At 70.7% G+C, this 16,693-nt stretch carries 14 protein-coding genes; 5 read left to right on the top strand and 9 right to left on the bottom strand.

Annotation, left to right across the window (positions count from 1 at the left end; translation table 11 throughout):
* Nucleotides 1-14 precede the first annotated feature (14 nt).
* A complete protein-coding gene (gene phoH2, locus Acy02nite_RS20760) occupies nt 15-1,433 on the bottom strand; it encodes an RNA 5'-3' helicase PhoH2 (RefSeq protein WP_203742934.1) in 1,419 nt (472 codons plus the stop codon).
* Between the two features lie 273 nt (nt 1,434-1,706).
* Here phoH2 and otsB point away from each other — a divergent pair, with 273 nt between their 5' ends.
* On the top strand, nt 1,707-2,513 hold the full coding sequence (otsB, locus tag Acy02nite_RS20765) for a trehalose-phosphatase (RefSeq protein WP_203742936.1): 807 nt from the start codon (nt 1,707-1,709) through the stop codon (nt 2,511-2,513).
* Nucleotides 2,514-2,798: 285 nt separating this feature from the next.
* Here otsB and Acy02nite_RS20770 read toward each other — a convergent pair whose 3' ends face one another.
* Together Acy02nite_RS20770 and Acy02nite_RS20775 are read right to left on the bottom strand one after the other, a co-directional pair.
* Nucleotides 2,799-3,569, bottom strand: coding sequence for an isoprenyl transferase (locus tag Acy02nite_RS20770; protein ID WP_203742938.1), 771 nt, complete (start codon nt 3,567-3,569; stop codon nt 2,799-2,801).
* Nucleotides 3,570-3,764: 195 nt separating this feature from the next.
* Nucleotides 3,765-5,573 carry a phosphoenolpyruvate carboxykinase (GTP) gene (locus tag Acy02nite_RS20775; RefSeq protein ID WP_203742940.1) on the bottom strand — a complete coding sequence of 603 codons (1,809 nt, stop codon included), beginning with the start codon at nt 5,571-5,573 and terminating at the stop codon, nt 3,765-3,767.
* A 299-nt stretch (nt 5,574-5,872) separates the two neighbouring features.
* Here Acy02nite_RS20775 and Acy02nite_RS20780 point away from each other — a divergent pair, with 299 nt between their 5' ends.
* The 3 genes from Acy02nite_RS20780 to Acy02nite_RS20790 are packed head-to-tail and all read left to right on the top strand — an operon-like array spanning nt 5,873 to nt 7,778.
* Nucleotides 5,873-6,637 carry a sigma-70 family RNA polymerase sigma factor gene (locus Acy02nite_RS20780; RefSeq protein ID WP_203742942.1) on the top strand — a complete coding sequence of 255 codons (765 nt, stop codon included), beginning with the start codon at nt 5,873-5,875 and terminating at the stop codon, nt 6,635-6,637.
* Between the two features lie 52 nt (nt 6,638-6,689).
* The gene (locus Acy02nite_RS20785; RefSeq protein ID WP_425548214.1) at nt 6,690-7,193 is read left to right on the top strand and encodes a GtrA family protein; all 504 of its coding nucleotides are present in this window, start codon (nt 6,690-6,692) and stop codon (nt 7,191-7,193) included.
* Nucleotides 7,194-7,229: 36 nt separating this feature from the next.
* A complete protein-coding gene (locus tag Acy02nite_RS20790) occupies nt 7,230-7,778 on the top strand; it encodes a GtrA family protein (protein WP_203742944.1) in 549 nt (182 codons plus the stop codon).
* Here Acy02nite_RS20790 and Acy02nite_RS20795 read toward each other — a convergent pair.
* Genes Acy02nite_RS20795 through Acy02nite_RS20805 form a run of 3 tightly spaced genes read right to left on the bottom strand, consistent with a single transcriptional unit; the run spans nt 7,720 to nt 10,526 of the window.
* On the bottom strand, nt 7,720-8,340 hold the full coding sequence (locus Acy02nite_RS20795) for a PH domain-containing protein (RefSeq protein WP_239175047.1): 621 nt from the start codon (nt 8,338-8,340) through the stop codon (nt 7,720-7,722). The genes Acy02nite_RS20790 and Acy02nite_RS20795 overlap by 59 nt on opposite strands.
* On the bottom strand, nt 8,297-9,151 hold the full coding sequence (locus Acy02nite_RS20800) for a biotin--[acetyl-CoA-carboxylase] ligase (RefSeq protein WP_203742948.1): 855 nt from the start codon (nt 9,149-9,151) through the stop codon (nt 8,297-8,299). The genes Acy02nite_RS20795 and Acy02nite_RS20800 overlap by 44 nt, the downstream gene beginning before the upstream one ends.
* 46 nt (nt 9,152-9,197) lie before the next feature.
* Entirely contained in the window at nt 9,198-10,526 is a 1,329-nt protein-coding gene (locus Acy02nite_RS20805; RefSeq protein ID WP_203742950.1) for a hypothetical protein, read from the bottom strand.
* 120 nt (nt 10,527-10,646) lie between these two features.
* Here Acy02nite_RS20805 and Acy02nite_RS20810 point away from each other — a divergent pair, with 120 nt between their 5' ends.
* Nucleotides 10,647-12,218, top strand: a complete 1,572-nt coding sequence (locus Acy02nite_RS20810; RefSeq protein ID WP_203742952.1) for an acyl-CoA carboxylase subunit beta — start codon at nt 10,647-10,649, stop codon at nt 12,216-12,218.
* A 9-nt stretch (nt 12,219-12,227) separates the two neighbouring features.
* On the opposite strand, the gene Acy02nite_RS20815 is transcribed toward Acy02nite_RS20810, so the two are convergent.
* The 3 genes from Acy02nite_RS20815 to Acy02nite_RS47870 all read right to left on the bottom strand — a co-directional run bounded on the left by Acy02nite_RS20815 (nt 12,228) and on the right by Acy02nite_RS47870 (nt 16,616).
* Nucleotides 12,228-12,962 (bottom strand): M50 family metallopeptidase, encoded by a 735-nt coding sequence (locus Acy02nite_RS20815; RefSeq protein ID WP_203742954.1) that lies wholly within the window; start codon nt 12,960-12,962, stop codon nt 12,228-12,230.
* Between the two features lie 118 nt (nt 12,963-13,080).
* The gene (locus tag Acy02nite_RS20820; RefSeq protein ID WP_203742956.1) at nt 13,081-13,290 is read right to left on the bottom strand and encodes a hypothetical protein; all 210 of its coding nucleotides are present in this window, start codon (nt 13,288-13,290) and stop codon (nt 13,081-13,083) included.
* Nucleotides 13,291-13,373: 83 nt separating this feature from the next.
* Nucleotides 13,374-16,616 (bottom strand): serine/threonine-protein kinase, encoded by a 3,243-nt coding sequence (locus Acy02nite_RS47870; RefSeq protein WP_498063716.1) that lies wholly within the window; start codon nt 16,614-16,616, stop codon nt 13,374-13,376.
* Between the last annotated feature and the right edge of the window lie 77 nt (nt 16,617-16,693).

A 16,693-nucleotide genomic window follows, 5' to 3' on the forward strand; every position in this document is an offset into this window, starting at 1 on the left:
GCGCTGACATCACCTCACAGGGGAATGTCCTCCAGAAGGTCCGTAACCACCTCGGCGATCGGCGACCGCTCCGAACGGGTGAGGGTGACGTGGGCGAAGATCGGATGCCCCTTCAGCGCCTCGATGACCGCGGCCACGCCGTCGTGGCGGCCGACGCGCAGGTTGTCCCGCTGCGCGACGTCGTGCGTCAGGATGACCCGGGAGTTCTGCCCGATGCGGGACAGGACGGTCAGCAGCACGTTGCGTTCCAGCGACTGCGCCTCGTCGACGATCACGAACGCGTCGTGCAGGCTGCGGCCACGGATGTGGGTCAGCGGCAGGACCTCGAGCAGGCCTCGGGCCAGCACCTCCTCGACCACGTTCGCGTGCACCACGGCGCCGAGCGTGTCGAAGACCGCCTGCGCCCAGGGCGACATCTTCTCCGACTCGCTGCCCGGCAGGTAACCCAGCTCCTGGCCGCCCACCGCGTACAGCGGGCGGAAGACCACCACCTTCTTGTGGCGGTTGCGCTCCATGGTCGCCTCCAGGCCCGCGCAGAGCGCCAGCGCGGACTTGCCGGTGCCGGCCTTGCCACCCAGCGACACGATCCCGATCTGCTCGTCGAGCAGGATGTCCAGGGCGATCCGCTGCTCGGCGGAACGGCCGCGCAGCCCGAACGCGTCCCGATCGCCGCGGACCAGCTTCACCGTCTTCTCCGGGGTGATCCGGCCCAGCGCGGAGCCACGGGACGAGTGGATCACCAGGCCGGTGTGGCAGGGCAGGCTGTCCGCCTCCTCGATGTCCAGCTCGTCACCCGAGTAGAGCGCGTTGACCTGGTCCTCGCCGAGCTCCAGGTCCGCCATGCCGGTCCAGGTGGGGTCGCTGGCCTGGCCGTGCCGGTACTCGTCGGCGGTCAGACCGACCGAGGCCGCCTTCACGCGCAGCGGCATGTCCTTGCTGACCAGCGTGACGTCCCGGCCCTCCGCCGCCAGCCCGAGCGCCACCGAGAGGATCCGGGTGTCGTTCGAGTCGTTGCGGAAACCCTGCGGGAGCACGCTCTGGTCGGCGTGGTTGAGCTCGACGCGCAGCGTGCCGCCCTCGTCGTTGCAGAGCACCGGCTGGTCCAGCCGGCCGTGCTTGATGCGCAGCTCGTCCAGCATCCGCAGGGACTGCCGGGCGAACCAGCCGAGCTCGGGGTGGTGACGTTTGCCCTCCAGTTCGGAGATGACCACGAGGGGGACGACCACCTCGTGATCGGTGAACCGGCGGAACGCCGCCGGGTCGGACAGCAGGACCGAGGTGTCCAGGACGAAGACCTTGCCGGCGGGCGCCGGCTCGGCGTCCGCGTGCCTGTCCCGCACCTTGCGGCGCGACGTCACGGCACGGGTCTTGGTCACCTTGTCGGCCGGGTCGGAAGAAGAAGCGACACCGGCATCGGTACGGCGAGATGTCACAGGCCTGCTCCAGCGGGCGTGCAACCCGCCACCCGCGGTCCGCCACCTCCGGCCGCCGGCTCGTGCACAGGGACGGGATGCGGGCCCTGTGGCGCATGAAATCGCAGGTCCGGGCCGACCGGCTGGCCCGGGATAACCCCGTGCCATGACACAAACGCTAGCGGTCAACAGCCTCCCGCGGTAGTGCGCAAAATCGGGCACTCACGGGTGACGCTCGCCCCACGGGAATTCCGCCGGGCATAAAACGACACCCTCCGCGGGTAGTCTGACGACGTGGCACAGACCGATGGTCAAACCCATCCCGCGAGCGCTGACGACGCCTGGGCGCACACCGCCCGCCACGCGTCGAGGACAACGTTCTTCTTCGATTTCGACGGCGTTCTCTCCCCGATCACGAAGAAGCCTGGCGAATCTCAGCCGGTGGCCGCGGTGCCGGTGGTTCTGGAACGACTGGCCACCAAGGTCGGCCGGGTGGCGATCGTCTCGGCCCGTCCGGTCGACTTCCTCCGCGGCCGTTTCCCCACCCTGGCCCACGTCGACTTCTACGGGCTCTACGGCCTGGAGATGCTGCACGAGGGTGAGGTCGTCACGAAGCCGGCCGCGCTGGAGTTCGTCGAGGCCATGCGCGCGCTGGACGCCGACGCCCGGATCGCGCTGCGCGAGCCCGTCGAGGTGGAGTACAAGAGGCTTTCCGTCGCCCTGCACTACCGGAACTGCCCCGAGCGGGCCGCCGAGGTCGAGCAGTGGGCGCGGGAGCGCGCCGAGCGCGACGGTCTGAAGATCCAGGGCGGCCGCATGGTCGTCGAGCTCAAGCCCCCGGTCGACCAGGACAAGGGCATGGTCATCACCGAGGCCGTGCAGGACGCCGCCTGTGGGTGGTATTTCGGGGATGACATGTCCGACATCCGCGCCTTCGACGCGTTGCGCGCCCGCGAGGCCGTCGACCCGGGCTTCTTCGGCATGGCGATCGCCGTGGCCAACGACGAGACGGGCGAGGCGGTCTCCAGCGCCGCCGACCTGACCCTGGCGTCCCCCGAGGCCGTCGCCAAGTTCGTCAACGACGGAATCAACCGCTTCTAAAACCCTTCTTCGGTACGACATTTTCGGCGCCCCTGGCCAGGCGACGCGACCAAGCCCCGTGCGTGTGCTGCGCGGCCTGCCCGGTGGTCCGGCTCGCTGCGCGCGTCTCGGTTCCGGCTGGTTCTCATGGGCGTTATGAGAGACGAATAACGCCCATGAGAACCAGCCGGAACAGTGAGCCGCGCCGCGGCCAGGGCCGACGACGGAGGCCGCGCGCCATTCTCACGGGGCTGGGTCGCGTCGCCTGGTCACGGGCGCCGAGAATGTCGTACCCCATGATGGGGTTTATGCGCCGTAACGCCGCTGGCGGTTGCCGTAGCTGCGCAGGGCACGCAGGAAGTCGATGCGGCGGAAGTCGGGCCAGTTGGCGTCGTGGAAGTAGAACTCCGAGTGCGCCGACTGCCAGAGCAGGAAACCGGACAGCCGCTGCTCACCGCTGGTGCGGATGACCAGGTCGGGGTCGGGCTGGCCGCGGGTGTAGAGGTGCTCGGCGATATGCTCGACGTCGAGGATCTCGGCGAGCTCCTCCAGCGTGCCGCCGGTCGACGCGTGCTGCTGCAGCAGGGAGCGCACCGCGTCGGTGATCTCGCGCCGGCCGCCGTAGCCGACCGCCATGTTGACCTCGACGCCGCCGGAGCGGTCCTGCGTCTTCTCCTGCGCGGCCTTGAGGGTCGCCGCCGTCCCGGCGGGGAGGATGTCGAGCGCGCCGACCATCCGCAGCCGCCAGGGGTTGCCCTCCTCGGCCAGCTCGGTCGCCAGATCCTCGATGATCTTCACGAGGGGGTCGAGCTCGGCGGCCGGGCGCTGCAGGTTGTCGGTGGCCAGCAGGTAGAGCGTGACGTGCTCGATCCCGGCCTGATCACACCAGGTGAGCAGGTCCTTGACCCGGACGGCGCCGACGCGGTGGCCGTCGTTCGGGTCGACGAACCCCATCTCGCGGGCCCAGCGGCGGTTGCCGTCGCACATCACGCCGACATGGCGGGGCACCGGCTTGCCGACCAGCTTTCCGGCGAGCCGCCGTTCGTAGAACCTGTAGACCAGCGAACGCACACTCATCACGGGCAAGGGTAGCCATGTTCGGCGTGCACTCAAGCAGTGGCGGTGCGCGGTGGAACCATCCGGGCCTGGATAAACCTGTTCGTGCCACCGCCTCGTGGGCCATCCGGGTGACGCAACTCGCGAAAGCGTTGTCGAAAGCGTTATAGAAGGCCGGCCGCGCCCGCCCTCGCCGTTGAGGGCGGGCGCGGAGCCTCACCGGGCGTCGGCCAGGCGCGCGCGCAGCGCGTCCAGCTCGGCCCAGAGCACCGCCGGCAGCTTGTCGCCGAACTTCTCGAACCACTCGGTGATCTGCGGCAGCTCGGCGAGCCACTCGTCCTTGTCGACGCGCAGCACCGCCTCCAGCGCCGCCGGGTCGATGTCGAGGCCGGTCACGTCGATCGCCGCGGGCGTGGCGACGTGACCGATCGCGGTCTCCACCGCGTCGGCCTTGCCGTCGAGACGCTCGACGACCCACTTGAGAACCCGGCTGTTCTCGCCGAAGCCGGGCCAGAGGAACCCGCCGTCGGCGTCGCGCCGGAACCAGTTCACGTAGAAGACCTTGGGCAGCTTGGACGCGTCGCCGGAGGCGCCCTTGGCCATGTCGATCCAGTGCTGGAAGTAGTCACCGGCGTGGTAGCCGATGAACGGCAGCATCGCCATCGGGTCGCGGCGCACGACGCCGACCTGGCCGACCGCGGCCGCGGTCGTCTCGCTGGACAGGGTGGCGCCCAGGTACACGCCGTGCACCCAGTCCCGGGCCTCGGTGACCAGCGGGATCGTGGTCTTGCGCCGGCCGCCGAACAGGATCGCGTCGATCGGCACGCCGCGCGGGTCGTGGTACTCGTCGGCGAGAATCGGGCACTGCTCGATCGGGGTGCAGAAGCGGCTGTTCGGGTGGCTCGACGGCGCCTCCGACTCCGGCGTCCAGTCCTGGCCCTTCCAGTCGGTCAGGTGCGCGGGCGGCTCGCCCATGCCCTCCCACCAGATGTCGCCGTCGTCGGTCAGGGCCACGTTGGTGAAGACCGAGTTGCCCTTCGCCAGGGTGCGCATCGCGTTCGGGTTGGTGTGGAAGTCGGTGCCGGGCGCGACGCCGAACAGCCCGAACTCCGGATTGGTGGCCCAGAGCCGGCCGTCCTCGCCGAAGCGCATCCAGGCGATGTCGTCGCCGACGGTCTCGACCTTCCAGCCCGGCAGGGTCGGCTCGAGCATGGCCAGGTTGGTCTTGCCGCAGGCCGACGGGAAGGCGCCGGCGATGTAGCGGACGACGCCCTCGGGCGAGGTCAGCTTCATGATCAGCATGTGCTCGGCCAGCCAGCCCTCGTCGCGGGCGGCCACGCTGGCGATGCGCAGCGCGTAGCACTTCTTGCCGAGCAGCGAGTTGCCGCCGTAACCGGAGCCGAACGACCAGATCTCCCGGGTCTCCGGGAAGTGCGAGATGTACTTCGTCTCGTTGCACGGCCAGGCGGCGTCGCTCTGCCCGGGCTCGAGCGGCGCGCCGATCGAGTGCAGGCACGGGACGTAGTCCGCGTCGTCGCCCATCGCGCTCAGGACCTCGGCCCCCATCCGGGTCATGATGCGCATGCTGGCCACGACGTACGGGCTGTCGGTCAGCTCCACGCCGAACATCGGGTTCTCGGCGTCGAGCGGGCCCATGCAGAACGGGACGACGTACATCGTCCGGCCCTTCATCGAGCCGCGGTACAGCTCCGTCATCAGGGTCTTCATCTCGGCCGGCGCCATCCAGTTGTTGGTGGGGCCGGCGTCGGCCTCGTCGGCCGAGCAGATGAAGGTGCGTTCCTCGACGCGTGCCACATCGGACGGGTCGGTTCGCGCCCAGAACGAGTTGGGCTTCTTCTTCTCGTCGAGCCGGACCAGCGCGCCCGACTCGACGAGCTCGTCGGTCAGCCGGGTCCACTCGGCGTCCGAACCGTCGCACCAGACGATCCGGTCGGGTGTTGTCAGGGCGGCGACCTCGTCGACCCACGCCAGCAGGCGCGGGTGCGAGGTGTGGGGGTGAGTCAAGTGAAGCTCCTTCGGTCGGCACTGACCAATGACGGAACAGCCGGTGAAATCCGGCTGGTGTCATGGGAGTCACATCAGGTTAAGCCCCACAGCCATGCAGTTCATCGGTCGAACCTGTGGATAACCGCACAATCTTTGGCTGCGATGCGCAATGACGATTGATTCTTCGCTGCACAGCGCACGAGCGCGCACTCGGTCCAGCCACACCGTCACTCCCGACAACTTTCGCAAAAGGGACATAGCGCCGTACACTTTCACCTAATCGGGCTTTCCTCGCAGTTCCTGCCACAGGAGGCGGAATGACGACCCCGGGCAACGACGTGCACTCGGACACGGATCTACTCGCCGCCGTCCGGGCCGGCGACACCGCCGCCTACGGGACGCTCTACGAGCGGCACCGGGCGGCGGCCCGGCTCTTCGCGTGCGGCCTGGCACGCGACAGCGCCGACGCCGACGATCTGGTCGCCGAGACGTTCGCCAAGGTGTTCGCGTCGCTGCGGGCCGGTCGCGGCCCCCTCGTGGCGTTCCGCGCCTACCTGCACACCACCATGCGGCACGTCTGCTACCAGCGGGCGCGCTCGGACCGGCGGCTGGAGTTCACCGACGACCTGACCCGGTACGACGCCGGGGAGCCGTTCACCGACCCGGCGCTGGACCAGCTCGAACGCAGTTTCGCGGCGGCCGCCTTCCGGCAGCTCCCGCCGCGCTGGCGGGACGTGCTGTGGCAGACCGAGGTGGAGGGCAGCACCCCGGCCGAGCTCGCCCCGCGGATGGGCCTGACCCCGAACGCCGTGGCCGTCCTCGCGCACCGGGCCCGCGAGGGCCTGCGCAGCCTCTACCTGCAGCAGCACGTCACGGCGGGTGAGCATCCGGAGTGCCGGTGGGCCGGCGACCGGCTCGCCCCGCAGGTGCGTGGCCGGCTCGCGCCGCGCGACGCGCACCGGATGCACACCCATCTCGGCCGCTGCGCCGAGTGCCGGGGCCGGCTCGCCGAGATTCGCGAAATCGACGCATTTCGTCACGGCCCGTATCGGCAGCGTCACCATGCCGGCACCGCTGGTTGAGACTGTGCAACGAGGTCAGCAAGGCGTGCCCCGCGCCGGTACATTCGGTCCCGTGCCCCCCAACTCGCCGCGGCCCGCCGGAATGCGAGCCCGGCTGCGCTCCCTGGCGCGGGAGGCGAGCAAGTTCGGGGCGGTCGGCGCTGTCGCGTTCGGCGTCGATCTGATCATCTTCAACCTGCTGCTGAACGCGGGCAGTGAGACCCTGAGCGCCAAGACGATCTCCACGGTCATCGCGACCACGCTGGCGTTCATCGGGAACCGGTTCTGGACGTGGCGCGACGGAGCGCATACGCACCTGGCCCGGCAGTACACGACGTTCTTCGTGCTGAACGCGATCGGGCTGGGCATCGCCCTGGCCTGCCTGGCGATCAGTCACTACGGTCTGGGCCACTTCTGGCCGGCGTTGCGGAGCCAAGCCGCCGACAACGTCGCGGGGCAACTCGTCGGGACCGCTATCGGTACCATCTTCCGCTTCTGGTCCTATCGGAAGTTTGTTTTCCGGGCCGATACGGACCGGAACCCCGGGATGACATCGTCGTCACCCACACTTTCGTGATCCGGCGTTCGCGCCCCACCCCCGTAAGGTTGCCCTATGCCCTCAGCCCCCTCGCTGACGGACCGGCTGCGCCGTGTCGCTCCGGAAGCTGTCGCCTTCGCCATCATCGGAGCCGGTAACACCCTGCTCTACCTGGCGATCACCTGGGTCGCACTGCCGATCGGCGCGGTCAAGGCGAGCATCATCGGTACCGTCGTCACCACGACCCTGGCGTACCTGGCGAACCGCTACTGGACGTACCGGCACCACACCCGCACCGCCCTGCGCCGGGAGTATGCGCTGTTCTTCGGCTTCAACCTGGTCGGCATGGCGATCCAGTCGGGCATGGTCGCGATCGGGAAGTACGGGTTCGGCCTCACCGAGCAGAACGACAAGATCGCGTTCCTCGCCGTGACGGTGTTCGGCATCGGCATCGCCACGGTCTTCCGCTTCTGGGCGTACCGGACGTTCGTCTTCCTCAAGCCCCCCGTCGACGGTCACGAGGGCGCGATCACCGAGATGGACGCGACCGCCGGTTTCGCCGAGCTCAGCGCGATCGACGTGCCGGGAAGCGCGGCGGAGCTGGACGTCCGCCTGCGGAGCTGATCTCCTCCTCCTCCTCCTCTTCCTCGTCGTCCGGGGCCTGCTCGATCAGCTCGTACAGCGTCGTCTGCACCTGCTGCGCGTGCGGGACCCCGGCCAGCCGGGCACTCTGCTCGCCGATCGAGTCGATCACCAGGGTGCCCGTCCCGAAGACCCGGTCCAGCAGTGACTGGGTCAGGGCATGATCGTTCACCCGGTTCAGCGGCAGATCCCGCCGCTCGCGCACGAGCAGGCCACGCTGGGTCAGAAGCCGCTCACCGGTGATCACCCAGTGCGTGCAGCGCCATTGGACGAGCGGGATCATGCCGTACCGGATGCCGTGGTAAGCCATGATCGCGACGACCAGGCCCAGGCCGATCTGGCCGCCCTCGTTACCCGGCAGCAATACCCACGCCAGGATCGTGCCGGCCGTCGCCAGCAGCACCACCAGGGACGGGCCGACCACGGACTTGCCGTGGGGGCGCAGGTGGAGGACGACCTCCTCCTGCTCCGAGAGAACTTCCGCCGGGAACGCCACGCGGTCAGCGTACGTGCAGAACATCACCCGCTGAGACGCGATGTTCACTGCCATCCACCGTACGGACCACGAGTTGCCCGTCCCGATCCACGGTGGCCGCCTCGCCGGTGAGCTCGCCGCCCCCGGGCAGCAGCACCCGCACGTCCCGGCCGATCGTCGCGCACAGCCGCCGGTACTCCCCCAGCAGCCCGCACATCTCGGCGTCGCCACCGGACTCGCGCCAGCCGCCGTACCACCTCTCCAGGCCGCGCAGCAGCGCCCGGAGCAGCGGATCCCGGTCCAGGCTCTCGGCGCCGGCCAGCCGCAACGACGTCGCCGGGACCCCGGTGGTCTCCGGCAGCTCAGCGGCGTACGTGCTCACGTTCAGTCCGATCCCGACCACGATCGCGTCGCCGGCCATCTCGGCCAGGATGCCGGCGCACTTACGGTCACCGACCAGCAGATCGTTCGGCCACTTCAGGGCGGCCTCGACCCCGGCCACCCGGGTCACCGCCCCGGCCAGCGCGACGCCGGCCAGCAGCGGCAACCATCCGAACGTGCCGGGCGGCGCGGCCGGCCAGCCGCGCTCCGCGTCCGGGGTGCCGGGACGCAGCAACACCGTCAGGGTGAGGCCGGCCCGGGCCGGGCTCAGCCACTGCCGGTCACGCCGGCCACGGCCCGCGACCTGCTGTTCCGCGACCACGACCAGGCCTTCCGGCGCGCCCGCGCGGGCGGCCTCGGCAGCGTCCGCGTTCGTCGACCCGGTCTCGGCGCGGATGTCGATCCGCGACCAGAGGCCGCCGGGCTGCACGAGGGCCCTGGTGAGGGCGCGCTCGGAGAGCGGCGGGCGGTCCAGATCGGTGTACCCGGAGGCGGCCATCCCGGCAGCCTATGCCCCTGCCGTCAGCGCCCGCCGCGGCGGGACCTCAGCGGTGCGGGCCGGCGGCATGGCGACTGATGTACGCGGAGTCCGACTCGGCCGCGGCGGGCCGGGGACGCGGCCGGGGGCGAGGCCCGTCGGCCGCACGACGGCTCCGCCGTGCCGGCTCGCTCCAGGACGGCTGCTCACGGTTGATTCCGATTCCGCTACGGTCGCCGCCCGGCCCGAGCCCGTCCCGCCCAAGCCCGTCCCGCTCGTCCCGCCCCCGCTGGTCCCGCTCCGCCCACGATCGCGGCAGCCGGATCCGGTGATCCGGGCTCGGCGGCCAGTCCGGCACGTGCGTGGTGGGCTCGGCAGCCTCCACCGGCGACAGATCAAAACCGGTCACCGGCTCGTAGTCGGGAACGGCCGCGAGACGCTCCACCGGCACCGGCCAGCCGTACCCACGGGCCGACGGCTCAGGATCGGTGTAGAGATCGTCCGGCACCGGGGTCCAGTAGTCCCCGGACGGTGGCCGATCGTCCAGTTCGGGATAGCGGGGACGAACCCAGCCGTCGATCCGGTCGCCGTACCCGCGGTCGGAGCGGTCTATCGGCGCCGGCCGGGGCGGCGGCCCACCGTAGGGCTCGTCCGTTTCCGGCTCGTGCTCGGTCTGCCAGGCGCTGTTGTCGATCATCCGCGACGCCTCGCCCGGGACCGCGGCCGGCTCGTCAGAGCAGGACTCCACCGCCTGCCACGGCTCCGGTTCCTCGTTCCACGACCGATCGCCGTGCCAGACCGGCTCCTCACCCGCCCACGCCTGCTCGTCACCGGCCCACGCCGGCTCCTCACCGGGCCAGACCTGCTCCCCACTGGCCCACACCCGTTCCTCGCTGGACCAGACCTGCTCCTCACCGGCCCAGACCTGTTCCTCGCTGGACCAGATCTGCTCCACGCTGGACCAGGCCTGCTCCACGCTGGGCCACGCCGGCTCCTCACCCGGCCACGCCGGCTCCTCACCGGGCCACGATTCCTCGGGATGGCTCGGTTCCTCGGCGCGGCGGGCCCGTGGCTCGCGGGGCTCCGGCTCCGCGTCCTCGGCCAGACCGATCGACGCCAGCCCGTTGATGCGCTCGGCGCGCGCCTCCCATCGACCGCTGAACGCCGCCGCGAGCCGCCGCCCACGTCCCGGTTCGTTGTCCACGGGCACCGCGTCCACCCGCGGGGACTCGATCTCCGGCGGCGCCGGGTGGCTCGTGCGGGCGGGCCGCGTCGCCGTCCGAGGACGGGCCTCACCGTCGTCGCCGCCACCGAACAGCACGGCGCGGAAACTGATCAGCGTGGCGAGGCCCCCCGCGATGAAGGCGAGCCCGGCCGCGGTCATCCAGTTCGTCACGTGAGGCGTAACGAATAAGACAAGAGGTGTGAAACGGACGCATCGCCACGCTCCCTGCGCCCGGTACCGACGCGGCTACGATCATCGGGAGTGCATCGCCGCCCTTCTGTGGAGACCATCGTGACAACGCAGCCCGACATCCACACCACCGCCGGTAAGCTCGCCGACTTCGCGAACCGGTCCGAGGAGGCGGTCCACGCGGGTTCCGCGCGTGCCGTCGAGAAGCAGCACGCGCGCGGCAAGAAGACCGCCCGCGAACGGATCGAGCTGCTGCTCGACAAGGACTCGTTCGTCGAGCTCGACGAGCTGGCCAGGCACCGGTCCACCGCCTTCGGCCTGGAGAGAAATCGGCCGTACGGCGATGGGGTCGTCACCGGCCACGGCACCGTCGACGGCCGGCAGGTCTGCGTGTTCTCGCAGGATTTCACCGTCTTCGGCGGCTCGCTGGGCGAGGTCTTCGGCGAGAAGATCGTGAAGGTGCTCGACCTGGCCATGAAGATCGGCTGCCCGATCATCGGCATCAACGACTCCGGCGGCGCCCGCATCCAGGAGGGCGTGGTCGCGCTCGGCCTCTACGCCGACATCTTCTTCCGCAACGTCCGGGCCAGCGGCGTCATCCCGCAGATCTCCCTGATCATGGGCCCGTGCGCGGGCGGCGCCGTCTACTCCCCCGCGATCACCGACTTCACGGTCATGGTCGACCAGACCTCGCACATGTTCATCACCGGGCCCGACGTGATCAAGACGGTCACCGGTGAAGAGGTCGGCATGGAGGAACTGGGCGGCGCGCGCACCCACAACACCCGCTCCGGCAACGCGCACTATCTCGCCTCCGACGAGGAGGACGCGATCGATTACGTACGCGCGCTGCTGTCCTATCTTCCCAGCAACAACCTCGACGAGCCGGTCGTCTACGCCGAGGACGCCGACCTCGGCTCCGGCCAGGCCGACCTGGCGCTGGACACCCTGGTGCCGGACTCACCGAACCAGCCCTACGACATCAAGACCGTCGTCGAGACGGTCGTCGAGGACTTCCTCGAGGTGCAGCCGCTCTACGCGCAGAACATCGTCGTCGGCTTCGGCCGGGTCGAGGGGCGGCCGGTCGGCGTGGTCGCGAACCAGCCGATGCACTTCGCCGGCACACTCGACATCGCGGCCAGCGAGAAGGCCGCCCGCTTCGTGCGCACCTGCGACGCGTTCAACATCCCGGTGCTGACCTTCGTCGACGTGCCCGGTTTCCTGCCCGGCACCGGCCAGGAGTGGGACGGCATCATCCGGCGCGGCGCGAAGCTGATCTACGCCTACGCCGAGGCCACCGTCCCGAAGGTCACCGTGATCACCCGGAAGGCCTACGGCGGGGCGTACGACGTGATGGGCTCCAAGCACATCGGCGCCGACATGAACTTCGCCTGGCCCACCGCGCAGATCGCCGTGATGGGCGCCCAGGGCGCGGTCAACATCCTGTACCGCGGTGAACTGGCGTCAGCGGAGGACCCGGCGGCCCGCCGCGCCGAGCTGATCCAGCAGTACGAGGACACGCTCGCGAACCCGTACATCGCCGCGGAGCGCGGTTATGTCGATGCCGTGATCCGGCCGTCGGAGACGCGCGCGCAGGTCACGCGGGCGCTACGGATGCTCCGCACCAAGCGGGAGACGCTGCCGCCGAAGAAGCACGGCAACATTCCGCTCTGACCCGACGCCTCAGACGCTGGCCGGCAGCCACTGGCCGGCCAGCAGGAAAGCGCCGACGACCAGGGCGCCCAGGTTCACCACGAGGAAAACGCCGACCCAGAAGAGGGCGGGCACGTGCGTGATCCGCGCCAGCTGGTCCGGGTCGGAATCCCGCATCCGGCCGCGGCCGCGCAGGCTCTGCAGCTCGAAGACCGGCCGCACCCCGCCGAAGAGCAGGAACCAGACGCCCGCGTACGCAAAAGCGGACTGCACCTCCGGCGACGCGTACCACGACACGGCGAACACGATCGCGCCCGTGACCAGCAGCGAGATCACGCCGAACAGGTTCCGGATGTTGATCAGCATGAGCAGCAGCAGGGCCACCGCCAGCCAGAGCAGCAGCGTGATCCGGTTGCCGCCGAGCAGCCACGCGCCGAGCACCCCGACCAGCGACGGCGCGATGTAGCCGCCGAGCAGGGTCAGGATCATGCCCAGACCGGTCGGACGGCCCGACGACAGGGTCAGGCCGGACGTGTCGAACTCCAGCCGGATACCCCGCAGCCTGCGACCCGTGAGCAGCGCGAACAAGGCATGACCGCCCTCGTGCGCGATGGTCACCGCGTTACGGGCCACCCGCCAGACTCCCCGGATCGCCACCGCGAGGAAGCCGGCCACCGCCGTCAGGGCCACCAGCAGTCCCGGAGGGTCGGGCTGTGCGCCCAGCAGCTGGTTCCAGAGGTCGCTCACACCGTCGATCGACAACACGCCGGGGACTGTAGCCGATCACGCTAAGAGTTGCGTCGCACCGACTGTCGTCGATCGACAAAGACCCATGCGCATGTACGTCTTCACAGACCCATTCGTGCGTACGTCTTCAGCACGCTCAGGCCCGGCGGCGGACCGTGGCCTTCGCCGGGGCGGGACGGCCGAGACTCCGGGCCGCGAAGACACCCGCGGTCACGACGAGCAGGCCGGCGACGAGCAGCAGCAAGGTGACCACGCCCGCGGCGGTCGCAAGGATCGCGACGTCGGCCAGGGCGACCAGCATCCACAGGGCAAGGGTCGGCTTCCTGCCGTACGGTCGGCAGTTCATGTCGTACCTCCATCCGTGATCCTCTTCAACTACCCCCGTCGACGAGGAATCACGCATGAAGTTCGCGTTTTCGGCCTGCCGCTCTATCCCACCTTGAAACCGGCGAACACGGCGGCGAGGTCCTTCTGCGACGCCTGCCAGTCGTCCTCCATGGCGTACCAGCAGATCTGGTACGTCTTACCGTCGACCGTGAAGCCCCGTCGCAGAACCCGCTGCTTCCCGCCGTTTCCGGTGCCGCGGTAGTACTGCCAGTCGGCCGCCGGACGCCCCTGATAGGTGAGCTGCTCGAGGCTGATCTGCCCCTGGAACCCGGACGGCCGAGGGTTCAGCGGGAACATCGTCGCCGGACTCTCGTCGCCGCTGTACTGGAAGATGTACAGCTGCCGGCCGTTGAACTCGGTCTGCTTGCTCCCGCCGGAACCGCCGCCGAACGAGGCGTTCGCCGGCACCGCGATCGAGTAGCTGCCGAGCGAGACGGTCTTCCAGCCGGCCGGGACGGACGCGGCCGGTGCGCTGGACGCCGGCGCACTCGACGGCGGGGCAGCCGACGGCTTGGTCGCCGCCGCACTCGCGCCACCGGTGCTGCCGGTGCTGGGCCGCGCATCCGGCGCCTTGCCACCGGCCACCGCCGCCGGCGTGCTCGCGCCCGGACTCGCCTGCTTGTCGTCGCCGTCGCCGAACGCCTGCACCAGGATGATGCCGACGAGCAGCACGAACGTCAGCACGATGGCCGCGCCGATGATCGCCTGGCGCCGGGTCAGCGTGGTGCCGAAGATCGTGACGCCCTCGACCCGGCGGACCGGCGGGCGAGCCGGCATCGGAGTCCACGCCGGACGGCTCGACGGGGCGAACCCCGGGACGCTGGGCAGGGAGCCGACGACCCTGGTGGCGCCGTCGTCCGGCCGGGTCGCCGGGGACTGCGGGGCGATCGCCGTGAAGTCGACGACCGAGGTCTTGTCCTCGGCCCGGAAGACCGAAGTCTTGTCCTCATCGCGGGCGACCGACTTCTTCACCTCGGGACGGACGACCGAGGTCTTGTCCTCGTCGCCGACGACCGGTGTCTTCAGCTCGTCGCGGGTCGTGGACTCCGGTCGGCGGCCCGGGACGAGAGCGGTGGCCGGGCGGTCGGCGGACTTCTCCTCCTTGACCGGCTCAGGCTGCTTCGACTCGGGCTGCTTCGACTCGGGCTCGGGCTGCTTCGCCTCGGACGGGTCCGGCTCGGGCTGCTTGGCCTCCGGCTGCTGGGCCTCGGGCTGCTCTTCCGGCTCGGGCTCCGGCTCAGTGGCGGCCGGCTCGGGCTCGGCGGATCCCTCGGCTGCCTGGACGGGTGCTTCCGCCTCAGCCGTGGGCGCTTCCGGCTCGGGCTTGACCGGCTCGGAACTGTCCGATTCGGCCTGATCGGGATCGGACTCGCGCGGCTCGGACTCGTACGCCTCAATCGTGGCCTGCTCAGCCACCGTCCCAGCCGCGACGCTCTCCTCGGCCTGGACCGGCGTGGGTTCCGCCTTTTCCGGCTTTTCGGGCGTCGGCTTCTCCGCTGCCACGACGGCCTCGGCCGGCGCTTCGGCTGTTTCGGCCTCCGCCGGCTCCGGAGTGGCGACCACCGGGTAGGCGCCGGTCGCCGCGGCCAGGGACGCCTCGTGTTCCGGCGCGGCCTGCCTGCGACGGTTCGCGGCGACGTCGGCAGCGGTGAAACCGACCCTGGCGGTGTTCACCATCGGACCGGCGGAGTGATCGGCCGGGGTGGCCCGGACCGGACCGGCACCATGCGGCGGCGTGGCGGTGCCCGGCGGGGTGGCGCGCGGCGGCGTGGCCTGCCCCGGGCGGGTGTCACGGGTCGGCGCAGCCTGACCCGGAGCGATCTCGCGGGGCGGTGTGGCCTGGCCCGGAGCGATCTCGCGGGGCGGTGTGGCCTGACCCGGAGCGATCTCGCGGGGCGGCGTGGCCTGGCCGGGACCGGCAAGGGCGGCCGGAGGGACGGGGTGCTGACCGGCGGGGCTGGCGAGGCCGCGCGCACCGGGCGGGATGCCGGGACTCGCCAGGCCCTTCGGCTCGTCGACGACCGCGGGACCGTCGACCTTCGTCGCGTCCAGCGGCTTGTGACCCGGGCGGACCGGCGGCCGGCTCGTCCCGGTGACACGGCCGGGCTGCGGGTCGCCCACCGGAGCGCGGCCCGGCTGCGAGCTGGGTGGCTGGTTGCCGACAGTAGCGCGCCCCGGGGCGAAGCTGGACCGGCCGACCGGGGGCACCGGCGGAGTCGCAGAACGGCCCTGACTGCTGTTGCCCACACCGCTGGGGCCACTCTGCGAACGGCCCGGCGCGTCAGCCGGACGTGACGTCACCGGCGGGCGCGGAGTCGGCACGACCGGCGCGGAACCGGTCGCGGTGACGAACCCGCTGCCCGGCAGCACCGGCGGACCGCCCGGACCACTCGGCAGCGACGGCCGCTCCCGACCGACACCAGGGCGGCGCATCGTCGGGCTCATCGGGAAGCTGATCTTCGCCCGGCGCCCGGCCGCCCGTGCCAGCAGGCGTTCCGCCTCGTCAGCGTCGATCCGGTGCGCGGGATCCTTGCGCAGCAACCCGTTCAGCACGGGCTTGAGCGGCCCCGCGTTCCGCGCCGGCGGCACATTCTCCGTGGCGAGCGCGGCGAGCGTGGCGATCGCGGACGGCCTGGCGAACGGGGACTGGCCCTCGACCGCGGCGTACAGGGTGGCGCCCAACGACCAGAGGTCGGCGGCCGGACCGGCGGTGCCGTCCCGCGCGCGCTCCGGAGCGATGTACGCCGGGGAGCCCAGCACGAGGCCGGTGCGCGTCACGTTCGGGTCGCCCGGAACGGTGGCGAGACCGAAATCGGTCAGCACCACCCGGCCGTCGCCACCCATCAGCACGTTGCCCGGCTTGATGTCCCGGTGCACGACGCCGGCCCGGTGCGCGGCCTTCAACGCGTTCAGCACGCCCAGGCCGATCTCGGCGGCGCGAACCGGGTTGTACGGCCCGTCGGCGGCGAGCGTGTCCTGCAGCGATCGGGACGGCACATACTCCATGACGATCCAGGGATCGGCATCCGTCCGGAGCACGTCGAAGACACGCACCACGTTGATGTTGTTGAGGCGGGCGATGGCCCGAGCCTCACGCAGGGAACGCTCGCGCATCTCCTGCCGCTCGGCGGGCGTCAGTCCGGGCGGGGGCACCAACTCCTTGATGGCCACCTCGCGGTGCAGGACGACATCGGTCGCCCGCCAGACGCGACCCATCCCGCCCTGACCGAGCGGCGCAACCAGCCGGTACCGATCAGCGACAATGAGCGGGGGAGAAGAAGACATCACGCAGAAAATACCTGGTTCTGTCGAGCGGCCGCGAATTGATCAGCCGAGTGTGGGACACGTGTCACCGGAAGCCG

Origin of the sequence: Actinoplanes cyaneus, from assembly GCF_016862095.1 — a bacterium.
GTDB lineage: Bacteria > Actinomycetota > Actinomycetes > Mycobacteriales > Micromonosporaceae > Actinoplanes > Actinoplanes cyaneus.

Excerpts from the sequence above, each read along its gene's own strand:
- Acy02nite_RS20770 (WP_203742938.1), bottom strand. The coding sequence starts at position 3,569 with ATGAGTGTGCGTTCGCTGGTCTACAGGTTCTACGAACGGCGGCTCGCC.
- Acy02nite_RS20780 (WP_203742942.1), top strand. The coding sequence starts at position 5,873 with ATGACGACCCCGGGCAACGACGTGCACTCGGACACGGATCTACTCGCC.
- Acy02nite_RS20790 (WP_203742944.1), top strand. The coding sequence starts at position 7,230 with ATGCCCTCAGCCCCCTCGCTGACGGACCGGCTGCGCCGTGTCGCTCCG.
- Acy02nite_RS20800 (WP_203742948.1), bottom strand. The coding sequence starts at position 9,151 with ATGGCCGCCTCCGGGTACACCGATCTGGACCGCCCGCCGCTCTCCGAG.
- Acy02nite_RS20820 (WP_203742956.1), bottom strand. The coding sequence starts at position 13,290 with ATGAACTGCCGACCGTACGGCAGGAAGCCGACCCTTGCCCTGTGGATG.
- Acy02nite_RS47870 (WP_498063716.1), bottom strand. The coding sequence starts at position 16,616 with ATGTCTTCTTCTCCCCCGCTCATTGTCGCTGATCGGTACCGGCTGGTT.